Annotated in this window: 17 protein-coding genes; 6 read left to right on the top strand and 11 right to left on the bottom strand. The window is 63.6% G+C overall.

What is annotated here, in order from left to right; genetic code table 11:
• Positions 1–48 precede the first annotated feature (48 nt).
• The 4 genes from ACT3TP_RS10740 to ACT3TP_RS10755 are packed head-to-tail and all read right to left on the bottom strand — an operon-like array spanning position 49 to position 2630.
• On the bottom strand, positions 49–366 hold the full coding sequence (locus ACT3TP_RS10740) for an AzlD domain-containing protein (protein WP_096285839.1): 318 nt from the start codon (positions 364–366) through the stop codon (positions 49–51).
• Entirely contained in the window at positions 363–1094 is a 732-nt protein-coding gene (locus ACT3TP_RS10745) for an AzlC family ABC transporter permease (protein WP_444620579.1), read from the bottom strand. Before ACT3TP_RS10745 ends, ACT3TP_RS10740 begins: the two co-directional genes overlap by 4 nt.
• Complete coding sequence (locus ACT3TP_RS10750; protein ID WP_444620580.1) at positions 1075–1764, bottom strand: hypothetical protein; 690 nt, start codon at positions 1762–1764, stop codon at positions 1075–1077. The genes ACT3TP_RS10745 and ACT3TP_RS10750 overlap by 20 nt, the downstream gene beginning before the upstream one ends.
• Positions 1761–2630: a glycerophosphodiester phosphodiesterase gene (locus tag ACT3TP_RS10755; RefSeq protein WP_444616727.1), complete on the bottom strand. Its 870-nt coding sequence runs from the start codon at positions 2628–2630 to the stop codon at positions 1761–1763. The genes ACT3TP_RS10750 and ACT3TP_RS10755 overlap by 4 nt, the downstream gene beginning before the upstream one ends.
• 75 nt (positions 2631–2705) lie before the next feature.
• Between ACT3TP_RS10755 and ACT3TP_RS10760 the strand changes: the two genes are divergently transcribed.
• The 6 genes from ACT3TP_RS10760 to ACT3TP_RS10785 all read left to right on the top strand — a co-directional run bounded on the left by ACT3TP_RS10760 (position 2706) and on the right by ACT3TP_RS10785 (position 7811).
• The gene (locus ACT3TP_RS10760) at positions 2706–3962 is read left to right on the top strand and encodes a DUF445 domain-containing protein (protein ID WP_176484159.1); all 1257 of its coding nucleotides are present in this window, start codon (positions 2706–2708) and stop codon (positions 3960–3962) included.
• 181 nt (positions 3963–4143) lie between these two features.
• Complete coding sequence (locus ACT3TP_RS10765) at positions 4144–5037, top strand: LysR substrate-binding domain-containing protein (RefSeq protein ID WP_096285850.1); 894 nt, start codon at positions 4144–4146, stop codon at positions 5035–5037.
• A complete protein-coding gene (locus tag ACT3TP_RS10770) occupies positions 5034–6134 on the top strand; it encodes an enolase C-terminal domain-like protein (protein ID WP_096285852.1) in 1101 nt (366 codons plus the stop codon). The genes ACT3TP_RS10765 and ACT3TP_RS10770 overlap by 4 nt, the downstream gene beginning before the upstream one ends.
• 30 nt (positions 6135–6164) lie before the next feature.
• Positions 6165–6443 (top strand): muconolactone Delta-isomerase family protein, encoded by a 279-nt coding sequence (locus tag ACT3TP_RS10775; protein ID WP_096285854.1) that lies wholly within the window; start codon positions 6165–6167, stop codon positions 6441–6443.
• 194 nt (positions 6444–6637) lie between these two features.
• Entirely contained in the window at positions 6638–7495 is an 858-nt protein-coding gene (catA, locus tag ACT3TP_RS10780) for a catechol 1,2-dioxygenase (RefSeq protein WP_096285856.1), read from the top strand.
• A 163-nt stretch (positions 7496–7658) separates the two neighbouring features.
• Positions 7659–7811, top strand: a complete 153-nt coding sequence (locus ACT3TP_RS10785) for a hypothetical protein (RefSeq protein WP_176484160.1) — start codon at positions 7659–7661, stop codon at positions 7809–7811.
• Between the two features lie 115 nt (positions 7812–7926).
• Here the strand turns inward: ACT3TP_RS10785 and ACT3TP_RS10790 are convergent, their stop codons facing one another.
• From ACT3TP_RS10790 to benA, 7 genes are all read right to left on the bottom strand, one after another.
• Positions 7927–8538, bottom strand: a complete 612-nt coding sequence (locus tag ACT3TP_RS10790) for a GrpB family protein (protein ID WP_444620581.1) — start codon at positions 8536–8538, stop codon at positions 7927–7929.
• A 44-nt stretch (positions 8539–8582) separates the two neighbouring features.
• A complete protein-coding gene (locus tag ACT3TP_RS10795; protein ID WP_444620582.1) occupies positions 8583–11264 on the bottom strand; it encodes a LuxR C-terminal-related transcriptional regulator in 2682 nt (893 codons plus the stop codon).
• A 51-nt stretch (positions 11265–11315) separates the two neighbouring features.
• Positions 11316–12683: an MFS transporter gene (locus tag ACT3TP_RS10800; protein WP_444620583.1), complete on the bottom strand. Its 1368-nt coding sequence runs from the start codon at positions 12681–12683 to the stop codon at positions 11316–11318.
• A gap of 190 nt (positions 12684–12873) precedes the next feature.
• A complete protein-coding gene (locus ACT3TP_RS10805; protein WP_444620584.1) occupies positions 12874–13713 on the bottom strand; it encodes a 1,6-dihydroxycyclohexa-2,4-diene-1-carboxylate dehydrogenase in 840 nt (279 codons plus the stop codon).
• Positions 13713–15260 (bottom strand): benzoate 1,2-dioxygenase electron transfer component BenC, encoded by a 1548-nt coding sequence (gene benC / locus ACT3TP_RS10810; RefSeq protein WP_444620585.1) that lies wholly within the window; start codon positions 15258–15260, stop codon positions 13713–13715. The genes ACT3TP_RS10805 and benC overlap by 1 nt, the downstream gene beginning before the upstream one ends.
• Before the next feature lie 98 nt (positions 15261–15358).
• The gene (gene benB, locus ACT3TP_RS10815; protein WP_105553599.1) at positions 15359–15889 is read right to left on the bottom strand and encodes a benzoate 1,2-dioxygenase small subunit; all 531 of its coding nucleotides are present in this window, start codon (positions 15887–15889) and stop codon (positions 15359–15361) included.
• A gap of 18 nt (positions 15890–15907) precedes the next feature.
• Entirely contained in the window at positions 15908–17266 is a 1359-nt protein-coding gene (benA, locus tag ACT3TP_RS10820; protein ID WP_444620586.1) for a benzoate 1,2-dioxygenase large subunit, read from the bottom strand.
• Positions 17267–17342 lie beyond the last annotated feature (76 nt).

Below are 17342 nucleotides of genomic sequence, written 5' to 3' on the forward strand. Positions count from 1 at the left end.
GCATCCCGGCCGCGGGCCGCCGCTGCCGGCGAGCGCCTGCCGACCCGCTTAGGCAGCCAGTCCGGTGGCACGCAGCGCGACCGCAGCCAAGGCGCCAACGAGCACCACCACGAGGTATGGGGCTTTGAAGACCAGCGCGATCGTTGCCGCTGCCAGCGCACCGATACGCGCGTCAATGACAAGTTCCTGCCCGCTGGTCACCGCGTTCATGGTGACCAGCGAGGCCAGCAGGGCAACGGTGAGGGTTGCTGCCACATGGCTCATCAACGGAGAATCAAGTACTTTTCGCGGCACAAAATAGCCGCAGATCTTCAGCGCGAAGGCTGCCGCGCAGGCGCCGAGCAGCCACCAACTCAATTCGCTCATGGCTTCTCCCGATCTACTTGCTGCAGGTCTCCGTGTTCGGTCGCCGGTTCGGCGCGGCGCCCGGTGAGCACCGCAAACGCCACCGCGCAGCCGGCGGTGATCAAAATTGGCACGCCGGGAACCGTCAGCGGCACGGCAAACGCGGTGACCACGGCCGCGGCGAAGGCGACGATAATCGGCTGGGCGGATTTCAGCCGCGGCCACAATAGTCCGAGGAACGCCGCGACCGCGGCTCCGTCGAGTCCCCACGCGGCCGGATCCCCCATCCGTTCGCCGAGTAGGGCGCCAACGAGCGTAAACAGGTTCCAGAGCGCATACACGCCGAGCCCGGCGGTCCAGAAACCACGGTGCCGCTCGCTTTGGCTCGCCTGTCCAAGGCTTGTTGCGGTGGACTCGTCGATGGTGACCTGAGCCATCAGCGGAACCATGCGCACCCCGGGGCGCAGGGTCTGTTTGAGCTGCATCCCGTACACCGCATTGCGCACTCCGAGCAGTGTCGCCGCAGAGAAAGCCGCCGAGGCGGCCCCGCCGCCGGAGATCACCCCGATGAAGGCGAACTGCGACCCGCCGGTGAACATCAGGGCGCTCAACGCCACCGTCTGCCAAAGGTTCAGCCCCGCGGCGATGGCCAGAGCGCCAAAGGAAATCCCGTAGAGGCCTGTCGCAAGCGCGATGGACAGGCCCATCTTCGTGGCCGGGGTCAGCCAGCTAGACGGTGTGGCGGGCATCGTAGCGAATCTTGTAGACACCGCGTTTGACCCGGGCTTGGCCAATTTTTACCTCGTCCAGCTGCTCCACGTGTTGCACATGGGTTCCACCGCACGGTTCGCTGTTCACTCCGGCGATGCTAACCGTACGGTGGCCCTGCTCATCGATCAGGGTGCTGATTTCGCCACCCCGGGAAATCAGCTCATCCACCCGCTGCTGCAGCCAGGCTTCCGCCGCTGCCCGCTCGGCTTCGTCGCCCAGCGGCAAGTCCACGCTGGAGGGGTCAAAATCCAGGCGTGACTGTCCCTGGAAATGCGAGTGGCCGCGGTGCTCCCAACCGCGCTCTTCCCCCGCAAAACCAAGAATATGCCCCGCGGTGTGCAAGGCCGCATTGCTGCGCCGGGTTTCGGCGTCAATGCTCGAAGTGACTGTTTCCCCGACGGCATGGTCTCCTGCGCCGTAGAGAATCACCGTTCCGCTTGCCGAGCGGCCCACATCGACCGCAACGCCGTTGACCGTGCCCCGGTCCTCCTGCTGCCCGCCGCCGCGCGGGTGGAAGATGTTCGGGCTCAGCGCAATCCAGTTCCCCGTCTCGTCGCTGCCCGAGCCGATGACCGCGGCTTGGGCGGTGAAGACGTAGGAATCGTGAAGATACAGCTGATATTGCGTAGTGGTTGTTTCGGTGCTCATGATTGCTCTAGTTCCTGCCGGAGTTCTGCCGGGCGGTTGCTGGTAATTTGGGTGACGCCTAAGTTGATCAGGTACTGCGCGTCGGCGGGGCGGTCAACCGTCCAGATCCGGGCGGTCAATCCACGCTCCAGCCACCTGCGCACCAGCGGCTCGTTGGCTCGGACCCAGGCGTTGCCAGGGCCAATGATACCGGCGCCACCGGCATCGATGAGTTCGATGCCCTCGGCCACCGAACGGCGCATGACCTCATAGAGCGCCGCGCGTCCGGTCTGCCCGCCGGCCATCAGCTCGGTGACGTATTGCGGATCGATCTCGGTCATCAGCTGGCAAAGCTGTGCACGATTGACCGTACGCGAGAGGAAGCGGAGGCAGTCCGGCTCGAAGCTCATCAGCGTCACCTGGATCTGCCCCCTCCGACCGGCTTTGCCAGTTTGCGGGTCGAACCCGAAGCCGGCAAGCACCTTCAGCGTTTCCTCCTCCAGCAGGTGGCCAAAGGGGCTCGGATGCTTGAGCTCTACGGCCAGCCCGATGCCGAGGCCGCGTTCGTCGATGAGCTCAAGGAGTTCGCCAAGGCTCAGCAGCTGTTCATTTTCCGCCCCATACTCCGCGGGAACCGCTACCGGCATGTAGGAGGAAAAGTCCATGGATCGCAGTTCGTCAAGCGTGTATCCGGCCACCTCTCCGGTGCTATCCGAGGTGCGGTCCACGGTCGGATCGTGGTGGCAGACCACAACACCATCCCGGCTCAGATGCACATCGCATTCGATGCCGTCCGCCCCCTCATCCATCGCCTGCAGATAAGCGGCACGGGTATTTTCGGCATATCTGTGCGAACTGCCGCGATGAGCGTAGAAGAGCGTGTCCATAACCCCTACGCTACTGGTTTGCCCCTGTGGCGCACGTGATTAATGCCGTGCCGCGCACTGGGTAAAGTGGGGCGCATGCCAGAACTTCTCGATCAGCGCGCCCAGGACCTCCGAGGGATGAAGCGTGTAGCTACCCTGCTCTTCCTGCTGATGTGTGCCCTGTTCATCATCAGCGTGCTGTTCCAGGAGCTTGTCCCCGGGCTTAGCTACCTGAAGGCGGCCGCTGAGGGCGGCATGGTGGGCGCCGTCGCCGACTGGTTTGCGGTGACCGCGCTCTTCCGGCACCCCTTCGGACTGAAGATCCCGCATACCAATCTGATTCAACGGAAGAAGACCGAGCTGGGCGCCTCGCTAGGCGACTTCGTTCAGCAGAATTTCCTCACTCCGGATGTCATCTCAGCCAAATTGCGCCAAGCGGATCTGGGCCTGCGCGCGGGCCGCTACCTCTCCAGCGACCCGGGGGCGCAGGCCACGGCGGCACAGGTTTCCGCCATGGCTACCGGTGCTTTGAATTCCCTGGACGATGAGCAGGTGCTGACGGTGCTGCAGGTGCTGGCCACCGATTACATGGTCGCTCCCGAATGGTCCACGACCTTAGGCACGCTCGGCCAGAAACTCATAGATGATGGGCACCATGAGGCCGCGGTCGAATTGCTTGCGGAGCGGGCAGGTTCCTGGGTGGCGGACCATCCGGAGGTTTTCCTCGAGGTAGTTTCCGGGCGCTCCCCCTCATGGGTTCCGCGTTTGGTCGACGAGATGCTGGCGCAAAAGGTCCACCAGGAACTGCGTGGATTGCTTTTTGCGGTGGCCGGAACTAAGCGCCATCCGCTGCGGCTGGCGCTCACCGGCTGGTTGGCGGAATTCACCGTGGCAATGCAGCACGATCCCGAAACCATCAACAAGGTTGAAGGGTTCAAGCACTCGCTGCTCGGCGATCAACAGCTGCGTGAGCTGGCAATGCGCGGCTGGGCTTCGCTGAAGACCGGGCTGATCGATTCCCTGCAGGACCCGGCGTCCCCCTTGCGCAGCGCACTCCGTGCGGCAATCGCCACCTTCGGCGAGCGCCTGCAAAGCGACACGCAATTGCGTGGAAATTTGGAGGACCGCGCCATCGATGGCGTTGCCTCGCTCGTCGCACGGCACGGTGCGACGCTGGCCGGATTGGTCAGCGACACGGTCCAGGCCTGGGATCCGGCCGAGGCCAGCGAGAAACTCGAGCTGCAGGTGGGCCGGGATCTGCAGTTCATCCGAATCAATGGAACCGTGATTGGCGCGCTGGCCGGCGTGGTCATTTTCTCTGCCGGGGAGCTGATTTTGGCTTTTTCGAGCTGACCTGCCAATTCTTCCGTTCGTCACACCCGTTGATGCATCTTTCCATCGAGGCCGACAAGAGATTAGTATTCAAGCAGTCTCAATAACTGTCGAATAAGTATTTCTCACTATCGAACCGGCTGGCTAGAGTTGCCATGAACGTCGCTACAGCCTTCAGCGCGGATCGACGATCGGAGCATCCATGGAAACCAGACTTTTACGCTACTTCGTCGCAGTTGCCGAAGAACGCCACTTCGGCCGCGCTGCCGAACGGCTGCATATGGCCCAGCCCCCGCTCTCGCAGCAGATCAAGCAGCTCGAAGAGCAACTGGGGACCCAGCTTTTCATCCGCACCACCCGCAAGGTGGACCTCACCCCCGCCGGAGAGCTGCTGCTCACCCGCGCCCGGGCGCTGCTCGAAGAGCACCAGCAGCTGGCTCGTGACGTGCGCACCGTGGGCGCCGGGGCCAGCGGCGTTTTGCGCTTGGGCTCCACCGGCAGCGCCACCTACCGCATCATGCCGCAGGTCATTGCAGCGACCAGCGAGCATATGCCAGGGCTGCAGCTGAACGTCCAGGGGGAAATGCTCACCCCGGAAATGGAAGAAGCCCTCGCCGAAGGCCGGCTCGATATCGCGATCCTGCGCCCACCGGTGCACAACGAGGAGGTTGAATACTCCCTGTTGGAGAAGGACTTGCTCGCCGTCGCTCTGCCGGCCGGGCACCGGCTGGCTTCGCACGGGGAAATCGATATCGCCGAACTGCGCACCGAGGACTTCATCTGCTACCCCACCGCGTCGGCGGTCAACACCATTTTCGTTGAGACCTGCCGCAATGCCGGGTTCATCCCGCGCACCGCGCAGGTGGCCCGCGAAACCTCAACCTTGCTCACCTTCATCGCGGCGGGCCTGGGCATTGGCATGGTCCCGACCTCCAATTACCTGCCGCACAGCGAGCGGATCGTCTTCCGGCCGCTGCGCAACGCACCGGCAGTGGATCTTGCGGTGGCGTGGAAGGCCGGCAACCAGGCTCCCCTGGTCCAGAACTTCTTGAAACTCTGCACCACCTTGACCTCCGTGGAAGGAAATTCCGAATGAAAATTGCGCGCATCGAAGCGATTCCCTACGCAATCCCCTATACCCACCCCTTGCGTTTCGCCAGCGGCGAGGTGCATACCGCGGACCACGTGCTGGTTCGCGTGCACACCGACGAGGGGATCATCGGCACCGCCGACGCACCGCCCCGCCCGTATACCTACGGCGAAACCCAGACCTCGATCCGCACCATCGTGCAAGACATCTTTGGCCCCCAGGTGATCGGCCTGGACATCTTCGACCGGGAAAAGATCCGCCAGATCATGGAGCGCACCATCCACAATCAGGTGGCCAAGGGTGCGCTGGACATCGCCATCTGGGACGCTATCGGCCAGGCTGCCAATACCCCGGTGCACAAGCTCCTGGGCGGCTTCACCGATTCGATGCGGGTCTCGCACATGCTTGGTTTCCGCCCGGCCCAGGATTTGCTCGACGAAGCGCTGCGCTTCGGCGAAGAGTACGGAATCACCACCTTCAAGCTCAAGGTGGGACGGCGCCCCTTGGCGCTGGATATCGAGGCTTGCCGGGTTTTGCGCGAGGGCTTGGGCGAAAACGTCGAAATCTACCTCGATGCCAACCGCGGCTGGACCGCCAACGAGGCCATGGAAGTCCTGCGTCAGACCGAAGGCCTCGGGCTGACGATGCTCGAAGAACCTTGCGACGCCAAGGAAGCCATGAGCCGGCGCCGCCTCGTCGAGCACTCCCCGATCCCGATTGTCGCCGATGAATCCGTGCCAACCGCCGGTGATGTCTCGCGCGAACTGCTTTCCGGCGGTGCCAACGCGATCTGCATCAAGACCGCCCGCTCGGGTTTCACCGAAGCCACCGAAATCCTGGGCCTGTGCACCGGGTTGGGCGTGGATGTCACCATGGGCAACCAGATCGATACCCAGGTCGGTTCGCTGGCCACCGTCACCTTCGGCGCCGCCCACCAAGCAACCACCCGCAAGGCCGGCGAGCTGTCAAACTTCTTGGACATGACCGATGACCTGCTTGCCGATCCACTGGTTATCACCGATGGCCGCATTTCGGTGCGCAACGTTCCAGGAGTCGGTGCCGCCATCGACGAAACCAAGCTGGCGCACTACCGCCAGGACTAGCAGTAGCCCACCCCAACTTTAGGAGAACCCATGTTGTTCCTTGCACGTATGGACGTAACTTTCCCCGCATACCTCACGGCCGAAGAGGTCACCGACTTCCAGGTCCGCGAGAAGGCCTATTCGGCACAGCTGCAGCAAAGCGGCAAGATGCAGGGCCTGTGGCGCATCGTCGGAGAGTACGCGAACCACTCGCTATTCAACGTCGAGTCAAATGACGAGCTTCACCAGATCCTCAGCGGCTTCCCGATGTACGCGCACATGAAAATCAAGGTAACTCCCCTGGCGAAGCACCCGAATTCACTGAGCTAGCGGCTTTTTAAGAGCCAACCACCGGCTCGTACGCCAGCCCACAAGTATTGATAGGCAAACAGTCTCAGTGTGCGGGAAATAAGTATTTTACACGCTATAGACCCTGCACTACATTGAATATCAATCGCACAGGATGATGGGGGTCACAATATGAATCTCCAGCAGCCACACCACACAAAGACAAGGGAGTCATCATGACCGCCGAAACTCCAGCAGAGGCAACAGCAGCCAAGTCGGGAAATGCCGCTACCGACAGCTTCCGCAGCTCCGGCAAGCTTGCCGCGATAGAGACGTCCGTTGAGCGCGTGAACCTCTTGGCGAGCAAGCTAGTCAAGGCCGCAAACGACATCATCCTCGAAGAGCGCGTGAGCTACGACGAGTTCAACGCCCTCAAGGCTTGGCTGATCAAGGTCGGCGACGATGGCGAATGGCCGCTGTTCATGGACGTATGGCTGGAGCACTCGGTGGAAGAGGTCGCTACCGACCACCGCGAAGGCAACAAGGGTTCCATCGAGGGCCCTTACTACGTGCCAAATGCTCCGGAGCAGGATTCCCCCGCCACCATCGCGATGCGCGAAGACGAAAAGGGCACCAACCTGCTCTTCCAGGGCCAGGTCCGTTCCACCGACGGCAGCGCGCTGAAGAACGCGAAGATCGAGCTGTGGCACGCAGATGAAGAAGGCTTCTACTCGCAGTTCGCTCCCGGCATCCCGGAGTGGAACCTGCGCGGCACCTTCATCGCAGATGCGGAAGGCAACTTCCAGATCAACACCATGCAGCCAGCTCCGTACCAGATCCCTACCGACGGCGCCTGCGGCCAGCTGATCGCCGCCGCCGGCTGGCACGCATGGCGCCCGGCCCACCTGCACCTGAAGGTCTCGGCCGAGGGCCACGAGCTGCTCACCGCGCAGCTGTACTTCCCGGGCGACGCGCACAACGATGATGACATCGCCACCGCGGTGAAGCCAGAATTGATGCTCGACCTGCAGCCAGCGCAGTCCGGCGACGGCAAGCAGGTCACCTACGATTTCGTGCTTGACCCAGTCAAGTAGGTCCTAGCGCACCTCCTCACGGCGGGGCTCCCGGCAACACTGCTGGGCACCCCGCCGTTGTCGTACAACGAACGTTGCGCTTGCCGCCCTGGCCAATGCCCAGGCAGAAGACCGCACGCCTTCGAATCCACCCCAGCAGCAACCGATCTCAAGGGAGAACATCATGATTGCCTCAACACTGATCAACCCTGCCGTAGCATTCCAGTCCGGAACCGTTGCGTGGCCCGCTACCGGCACTCGGGAACCTCAGAACCACTGGGCTTGGACCGGCTGGATGCCCGAGGCCGAACACGGCGGCTCAACACTAGCCGCCTAGACTTCCGTCCGCTGCAGCGCGGACGCATGCGCAAGGCCCCCGACAGCAAAGACGCTGTCCGGGGCCTTCCGCACATCCGCACCCGGTGCCCGGCAGCAGCGATGTATTGCCCGGGCTAAGCCTCGAGGAGTCCCATGGCGGTAAAAGCCCGTTGGTAGATCTCTCTGATAACCGCTTCCTTGCGTGCGTTGTACTGCATGGAGTGCTCGCCGGCATCGCGTGACAGCTCTGAGGCTTTTCGCTTGGCATTGGCGTAGAGTTCCCGATCGCCTGGATTCGCACGGAGCCACTCACGGAAGAGCCGATGCTTGATCGTCTCGGGACTGTCAAAACCGAAAACGTGGAGATTGCAGGCCGGGTCGAGATGGCGCAGGAACCGATGCCCAAACCACCAAGGTTCGCGCACCCTCAGCTCGAAACCCGCCCGTTCAAGCGCGGGAACATACGCACGCTCATCGTCTGGGTCGGCGACAATCAGGTCGATGTCGATAATGGGCTTGGCCGGGAGCCCGCGGACCGAGGTCGAACCAACATGTTCGATAGCCAAGGCCCGCCAGCCAAGGGCCTCCCGGACCCGTTCAGCAAGCAGCTGGAACTGGTGCGGCCAGGCATCGTTCCAATCGGCTAGCTCAACCTCTGGCGATGGGCCGGCCCCCGGAAGGTACGGCGATTGCCCGTCAGGAACAGGCGGTTCGTGGAAAGTGACGATGTCGATGAGCTTTGGCATGAAACCATTCTCGCCGATGGCCGCCGTGCCTTGCGAGGCGCAACCTAGTGCTCAAAACCCTCGCGAGTCAGCGCGGCAAGTTCGGTCCGTGTGGATACCGCAAGCTTCGCGTAGATTTTTGTCAGGTGATATTGCACCGTCTTGGTGCTGACAAACAGCTCCTCGGCCACTCGGCGGTTGCTTGCGCCCTCGCAGACGAGCTTGGCGACCGCCTGTTCCTGAGCGGTCAGCGTTGACCAGTCCATCGCTTCGCGGCGCGCCATGCCAATGCCGCTCGCCTGCAGTTCGCGGGTGCAGCGTTCAACGTAGACGGTGGCGTCCAGGTGCGTGAAGATCGACAGCGCACGGGTTAGCGGGGCAACGCAGTCCGCCCGCTTTCCCGCGCGCCGCAGGCACTGCCCGTAGGCAAAATCGATCCGCGCCCGGTGATAGGCGGTGCCAACGCCCTGGAAGCAAAGCAACGCCCGCTCGAAGGCCTCTCGCGCCGCATCGATGTCCCCCAGGGCCGCCAGCAGCATGCCGCGCACCCCGAGGAAGGCTCCGATGCCGTTGTTGTGCCCGGCCTTCTCCGCGGCCTCCAGCAAGGGGGCGATGAATTCTTCGGCTTCCTCCAGCCGCTCGCTGCGAATCAGCGCTTCGGCATACATGTCTTGCCAAGTCCAGAAGCCTGGTTCGTCGATGCCCTGGCTGCGGTCAAGGCGGAGGATGGGTTCCAGGGCCAGCAGCACTTCCTCGTGATTGGCCTGGGCGCGCGCGGCTTCGGCCCGCGCCATGCGATACGGCACCTCCATCACCTGGTAGCTGCCCACTCGCACCCACGATTTGGCCAAGTGGACCTCGACAAGTTCCGTGTTTCCCCGCAGCGCATGAATCTGCACCGCCGTGTACTGGATCAGCGGCCGCTGCACCTGAATCCCGAAGCGCTCCTGGATTGCTTGCGCCCCACGGACCGTCTCCAGCGCCTGGTCCCAGTCGCCCACGAGGAATTCGGCCCGTGCCAGCCAGGCCTTGGCCCACAACGAGATTCGCAGCGAACCCTCGCTGAAGTCGGTGGAACTGGCTGCCGCCAATTCGTGGCGGGCCAGCTCGATCCGCCCGCTTGCCAAATACACCCAGCCGAGGGACATCTCTGCGCGTTGCCGCTGGGCGCCGGTGGGAAGCTTGCCCAGCAACTGAAGCAATACCCTTTCGCCTTCCTCCCTGCGGCCCATCATGGCCAGGCCAAGGCCCTGGATGGCAGCGCTTTCGATGGCCTGCGGACTGCCTGCCTGCGCGAGGCGCAGCGACTGTTCGGCCCAATCGAGAATTTTCTGGCCTTCGAGCTGGCAGAGGGAATGCAGCACGCGGCGTTGCGAAATGACCGCCATCGTGTCGCTGAGCTGCAGGCGTACCGCGCTCTGCCAGGCGCTGGTCAACCAGCGGTTAGCGGTCTGCGCCCGGCCCTGGAGAATGGCGATGTACCCCGAAAGCACGTCGCGTTCGGCGCTGCTTCCCAAGCTTGCCAGCTGGTGGGAAAAGGTCAGCGCCCGTGGAATCTCTCCGGCGGCAACCACCGCGTCTACCGCCTTGAGCAGCAATGCCTCGCGTTGCGCAGGTTCAGGTGTCAGATGCATGGCACGGAAGAACGCGGTTGCCGCCGAGGACCATTCACCGCGCTGCCCTTGGGCCACCGCGTACCCCTCCAGTTCGCGCGAAAGCCCGATATCTGGCAAGAGGCTCGCGTCGGCTCGATGGCCCAGTACGACCCCGCGGTCTTCGGCAATCTCGGCAGCTGCCGCATGCAGGCGAATGCGGGTGCTCAACGGAATCTGATGATAGACGGCCATCTGGGTCAGCTCGCTGTCAAAACCCAGCCGCACCTTTCCGCTATGCCCCTGGGTGCGCGCCAGCGAGGCATCAACAATCTGCTGGATGCAGGCCAGCGGGGAATCTTCCTTGGCAAGCCTGGAAATGAGGTCAATCCGAGCTTGGCGGCCAAGCACCGCGGCCGCCTCGACGAGCGCGCGGGCGCGCGGCTCCAACTCGTCGAGCAGCTGCTTGATATGCAGCGACAACGCGCGCGGCGCCGGCGGCCAGCGATCCCATTGTTCCCAGCTTTGTTCCGGATTTTCCTGCGCCAGTTCGAGCACCGCATGCAGATTGCCTTGCGTGTAGCGCATCAGATGCTCGGCCGCCATGGACGGCAGTTCGATTCCCAGCCTGGTAGAGACGATTTCACGGGCCTGGGCAGCCGTCGGCACATCAACGTGCAGGACCTCTAGATCGGTGTCGCCTAGGAACTCACGTGTTTCGGCGGGAAGCATCGCGATGTCCTGGTCGCGCAGAACCAAGACGATAAGTACGCGTTCGGTGTGCAGCCGGCGCCAGGCGTAGCGCACCGCCTCGAAGCTTGCGGCATCTGCCCATTGGGCATTTTCGATGACCAGCACCCGGGTTTGCTCCGGATCCGCGCGCAGGTATTCCAGCAACGCCGGGCCGAGCTCTTCGCTTGGCCCGGGGTTTCCGCGTTCCAGCAGTGGCCCCAGAGCCGCGCCAGGGCGCCTGGATTCCCAGCGCGAGGCGGTAACCACGGTAACCGCTGCCATGTTGGAACGGCGCAGCAATTGCTTTATCACGGTGCTTTTGCCGCTTCCTTGCGGTCCTTGCAGGACGGCCAGGGCGCTGCGCTGCTGCTGCACTTCACGCAAAAGGTCGGCGAGCGCATCCTGGGCAACTAGTTGACTCATTTATGCGTTCACCGACCTTTCAGCGTTGCCGAGTTGTTTCTCGCTCCGTCTCTACTTCTCTGCGTCCGCAGCTGCGAGCTCGACCCGCGCGGGCCGCAGCTTGGCGGTGATCTCGGAATTGCGCAACGGAACGCCGAGGGTGATCAATGCACCAACGATAGCAACCCCGGAGAAGACATAGAAAGCGACATGGTTTTGAACGCCGGCCGCCATCAGCAGCCCGCCGAACAGCGGCCCGAAGATGCCGCCCAAACGGCCGAACCCGGCGCACCAGGCCACCCCGGCGCCGCGGGCGGCGCTGTTGTAGTAATTGGACACGAAACCGTAGATCAGCACCTGGGTGCCGATGGTTCCCACGCCGGCCACGGCAACCAGCGCAAGCAGGATGCCCAACGGCAGATGCATGGTCAGCAGCACCATGGCCACCGCGGCGAGGAAGAACGTGGTGCACACGGTGCGCTTCACGCCGAACCGGTCCGCGCCCACCGAGGCGATCAGCCCGCCGAAGATCGCGCCGGCGTTGAAGACCAGCAGGAAGGTGAGCGCGAAGTCCTTGCCATAGCCGAACTGCGACATAATCTGCGGCAGCCAGGTGTTCAGCCCATAGGTCAGCATCAGGCCGGTGAAGCTCATGAATCCGAGCAGCAGGGTCGGGAACGCGTACTTCTTGGAGGCCAGCGCCCGGAACCCGATCTTTTCGGCGGCCACAGCGGCTTTGTCCGAACCGGCTACCGGTTCCAGCACGTGGATCGGGACACCGGTGCGGATCGAAACGCGTTCTGCTTCCGCGGTGCGGCCGCGGGCCATCAGCCATTCGGGGGATTCCGGGAGCTTGACCAGCGCCATTGGGAGCAGGAAGAGCAGCGGGGTCGCGCCGATCAGGAACAGGCCGCGCCAGCCGATCGCATCGAGCAGGATGATGGCCAGCAGGGAGGCCAGCACGCCGCCGATGGGAACACCCGAGTAGACGATCGCATTGTAGAAATTGCGCTTGCCCTTCGGGGCGAACTCGGCGACCACCGCACCGGCGGTGGCAACCAGTGCGCCCACCCCGATTCCGGTGGCGAAACGCAGGGCGCCGAAGGAAGTGACGTCATTGGTCAGGGCGGTCAGGCCCATGGCCACGGAGAACCAGATAATTCCGGTGATCATGATCTTGCGCCGGCCCAGGTAGTCGCCGATGGCGCCGGCAACCAGCGCGCCGACCATCATGCCGGCCGGCGCCCAGCTGCCCAGCGCGCCGGCGGTGGTCGGGGTGACCTCTCCGAGCTGCGTCGGATCGCCCAGCAGCAGCGGAACGATGGTTCCGTAGACGACCAGGTCATATCCGTCGAAGATCAGCGCCATGGTGGCGATGGCCACGACCCAGCGGACCGTGCTTTGCTGTTTCCTGTTGCTGCTTGCTTCCGAAGTTTTCACGAGTTGCTCCATTTTCATTGGCCCGGGCGCACGTCATCGTGCGGGTATCGAGGCACTGGGAAATACCGCGGCGCGAGGGCGCGGCGTGGGAACCGTGGCCCGAAAGATCGTCGGGCGGCGGGTTTTGGAGGGCACACAGGCGGCGGGGATCCCGCCGCCTGCAAGCGATCATTGATTTCTGGCGCGTTGGCTAGCCGAGGTCTCCGCCGGCCACCGCCAGGGTGGCTCCGGTGATGTAGGAGGCTTCCGCAGAGGCCAAGAACACAATCGGCGCGGACTGTTCGTCCAGGGTGCCGTAGCGCTTGAACAGCGTCGAGTCGACGGTCTGCTCCACGATGGCCTGGTACCAGGCTTTTTCCTGTTCGCCGGTGGGCGCCGGGCCGCGCTTGACTACCCGCTCAGGGGCTTCGGTGCCGCCCGGGGCGGTAGCCACCACACGGATTCCGTGGGCGGCCCCTTCCATGGCCAGGGCCGAGGTGATCGCCTTGACCCCGCCCTTCGCCGCCGCATAGGGCACCCGGTTCACCCCGCGGGTGGCCACCGAGGAAACGTTCACGATGGTGCCGGACCCTGCCTTGACCATTTCCTCGAAGGCCGCACGGCACATCCACAGGGTCGGGAAGAGCGAACGCTGGATTTCCTTGCTGATTTCTTCCGGCGCGTAGTGCTCGTACGGCTTGGCCCAGATGGTCCCGCCGACGTTGTTGATGAGCACATCGATCCGGCCGAATTCATCCATTGCCGCGGTCACCGCCGCCAGCGCACCCGCGTAGGTTTCGAGGTCTGCGGTCACGCTCAGCGCATTCGCGCCGTGGGCGCGCAAGCCCTCGGCGACGTCGTGGATCAACCCGGCGCGGTCAACCAGAACCAGTTCCCCTCCCTCGGCGGCGATGCGCCGGGCCACGGACCAGCCGATGCCTTGGGCAGCGCCGGTGACCATGACGACCTGGCCGGCGAAGCGCCCGGGGTGGAAGGACTCGGGGTATCCGGCGGCTGCGGTCTCGTTGGCCGGGGCGTTGTCCGCGCTCACTAGCTTTGTTCCTGCGAGGCCGCGGCCATGGTGGCCTTGGCGTGCTCGTTGTGCGAGATGATCGCCGCCCGGGCCGCCGCGATGTCCTGCTGCTCGAAGGCCGCGACGATGGCGAAGTGGTCGGCGTCCACCGCACCGTCGATCCAGTGCTCCTGGCGCAGCACCTTTGCCATGAGCGCCGGAACCTCCAGGCGGGTGTAGGCCTGGAGCAGGTGCTCGTTGCCGACGCAGGTGAACAGGAACTCATGGAAGGCATCGTTGGTGACGGTGAATTCGGCGGCGTTGACGAACTTCTCGCCGTCCAGGGTCTTGCCCGCAAGCTCCGCGAGGACCTTGAATTCACCTAGCTGGCCGTCGGTCAGCTTGCCCATGGTCAGTTCCACAATTGCCAGTTCAAGGGCCATGCGGGCATCGAACTGGGCGCCGAAGGTTGCGTGCTCCTCGCCGATTTCGTAGCCGGCTGCCGGTGCCTGGGTGGGTTCGGCCACCGGCGCCGCGGCTTCCGCTGCCGGTGCGGCCTCCGGCACGACGGCCAGGGCGAACTTCTCGAAGTAGAAGTTCTGCGGCTTGATTCCTTCGCCGTCCAGGTGGCGGCGCACGCCCTCAACCATCGGTGGCGGACCGCAGAGGTAGATGTCCACGTCGCCCTCGGCCAGGTGCTGCGGCTCGAAGTGGTTGGTGACATAACCCTTCTTTTCCGCGGCGCTGTTCGGGTCGCCGACCACGGTATCGAAGCTGAAGCCCGCGATACGCGAGGTATAGGCTTCGAGCACGTCCAGCTCGACCAGATCGGTATCGGTGTTCACGCCGTAGATCAGGTGGACCGGGTGCGGGTTTTCCATGCCGACCAGCTTTCCCAGGATGGACAGCAGCGGGGCCAGCCCGGTGCCGCCGGCCAGCAGCAGGGACTGGCGCTTGGGTTCGCGCAGGAAGAAGCTGCCCATCGGGCCGGTGAAGGTGAGCCGGTCCCCGACCTGCGCGGTATCGCGCATGTAGGTGGACATCAGCCCGCCGTCGGTGATGCGGATCAGGAAGGAGACGGTCTGGACCTCTGGTCCCGAGCTGAAGGAGTACGAGCGGGTCTGGCCGCCGGATCCGGGAACCTCGATGTTCACGTACTGGCCGGGCAGGAAGGACAACTCTTCGCGCTTGTCGACCTCTAGGCTGAAGGCGTAGGTGGTCTCGGAGATGCGGCGGATCTCGGTCAGCGTCGACTCGAAGACGGTCGCGGCGGTCTTGGCCACATCCGAGGTGGTCGGGATCTGCAGCACGAGATCGGATTCGGGGACCATCTGGCAGGGCAGGCAGAATCCCTTTTCGGCTTCGTCGTCGGTCAGCGCTTCCTCGATGTAGTCGCCGCCGTCGAATTTGCCCGATTCGCAGAAGGACTTGCAGGTGCCGCAGGCGCCGTCGCGGCAGTCAAGGGGGATGTTGATCCGGGCCTTGTAGGAGGCATCGGCGACGGTTTCGCGGGGGCCTACTTTAATGAAGCGGGTGATCCCGTCTTCAAAAGCTAAGGCGACCTGGTAAGTCATAAGGGTGCTCATTTCAAAATTGTGCTGGTGGGGCAGCAGTAAGTTCTTTGCTGCGCTGCGCCGGGCTGACGCCCGGCGCAGCGCAGGTCGGCTTGGATGATGCGGCCGAATTAGATGTGGTAGATATCCACCACGTGGTGGATGAAGTCGTTCTTCAGCACTACCTTCTTCGCGGTGATCACCGGCTGGGTGCCGGAGTAGTCGATGGTGTAGAAGGAGTTGCCGAAGTAGGTGTCGACGTTCTGGTAGCGGTAGTACAGCGTGAACCAGTTGAAGCGGACCTCAACCTTGTCGCCATCCACGGCAACGATCTCCACGTTGGTGATGTTGTGCCCGGTGCGCGGCTCCGGCAGGCTGGTGGCCGAGGAGCGGTCGGTCTTGATGCGGAAGACGCGGTCTTCCAGGCCACCGCGGTTTGCGTAGTAGATCAGCGAGATCTCGCGCTGCGGGTCCTCGGTGAGCTTGTCGTCATCGGCCCATGCCGGCATCCAGAAGGTCGCTTCCGGGTGGTAGCAGTCGATCCAGCGGTCGAAGTCGCGGTCATCCAGGAAGCGGGCTTCCTGGTAGAGGAACTGCTCGACGTCCCCGGTGGTGACGGTGCCGTTGCTGGTTTTGGCCTCGGTCAATGCAATGGTGCTCATGTGGCTTTCCCTTCGGCCTTAGTTCTTGGTTTCGAGTTCGGCGGCCAGCGCCTTGCGCATGGTGTCCAGCCAGTAGCCATGCTGGATCGGGTACAGGCCCTCGTCCTCGGTGCGCGCACCGGAGGCGATGGGCTCCAGGCCGATCTTCTTCGCGTTCTCGTCGGCGCCGGTGATCTGGTGCGCCGAGCCGCGGCTCATGTCGTTCCACTTGGCCGCGGTGGCCATGTAGGTCTTCTGGCAGGAGCGGAATTCTTCCAGGTCATCCGGGGTGGCCATGCCCGAGGCGTTGAAGAAATCCTCGTACTGGCGGATGCGGTTGGCGCGTGCGGTGTCGGACTCGCCCTTGGGTGCGATGCAGTAGATGGTGACCTCGGTCTTGTCCACGGCCACCGGGCGGAACACGCGGATCTGCGAGGAGAACTGGTCCATCAGGTACACGTTCGGGTACAGGCAGAGGTTGCGCGAGACACCGATCATCCAGTCGGCCTTGGCCTCGCCGTATTTGGCGACCAGCTCATCGCGCTTCTCGGCCAGCGGACGGTTTGCGGCGTCCAGCCATTCGGTCCACAGCAGCAGGTGGCCGTTGTCGAATGAGTAGAAGCCGCCTTCCTGCTTGTCCCAGCCGCCGGCATCCATGGTCTTGGTGTCGTTGGTCGATTCGCCGGCGCTGCGCCGGGCCTGGGTGGCGGCGTAGTTCCAGTGGGTCGCCGAGACATGGTAGCCATCGGCGCCGTTTTCCGCCTGCAGCTTCCAGTTGCCGTCGTATGTGTAGGTCGAGGAGCCGCGCAGCACCTCGAGGCCTTCCTCGGACTGGTCGACGATCATGTCGATGATCTTCGCCGCTTCGCCCAGGTGCTCTTCCAGGGGAAGGACGTCGGGGTTCAGCGAGCCGAAGAGGAAGCCGCGGTAGTTCTCGAAACGGGCGACCTTGGTCAGGTCGTGCGAGCCGTCCTTGTTGAACTGCTCCGGGTAGCCGGCGCCGCGGGAATCCTTGACCTTGAGCAGCTTGCCCGAGTTGTTGAAGGTCCAGCCGTGGAACGGGCAGGTGAAGGTGGTGCGGTTATCGGTCTTGCGGCGGCAGAGCATCGCGCCGCGGTGGCTGCACGCGTTGATGATGGCGTTCAGCTCATCCTGCTTATTGCGCGAAATGATGATCGGCTGGCGGCCGATGTTGGTGGTGAAGTAGTCACCGATGTTGGGGATCTGGGATTCGTGGGCCAGGTAAACCCAGTTGCCCTCCCAGATGTGCTTCATTTCCAGCTCGAAAACTTCTTCGTCGGTGAAAATGTTTCGGTTGGTACGGTATACGCCGGTCTCTGGGCTGTCGACAAGCGCGTTGTCGAGCACCTCTGATACGGCGTTCAAAGTCTCGGTCATGATGTGCTTTGCTCCATCCTTCATCTGGGCCCGGGAGGGCGCAACCGCTCGAGGCGGCCATTCAAGATCTCTATCC

Origin of the sequence: Glutamicibacter sp. AOP38-B1-38 (genome assembly GCF_052377485.1) — a bacterium.
GTDB lineage: Bacteria > Actinomycetota > Actinomycetes > Actinomycetales > Micrococcaceae > Glutamicibacter.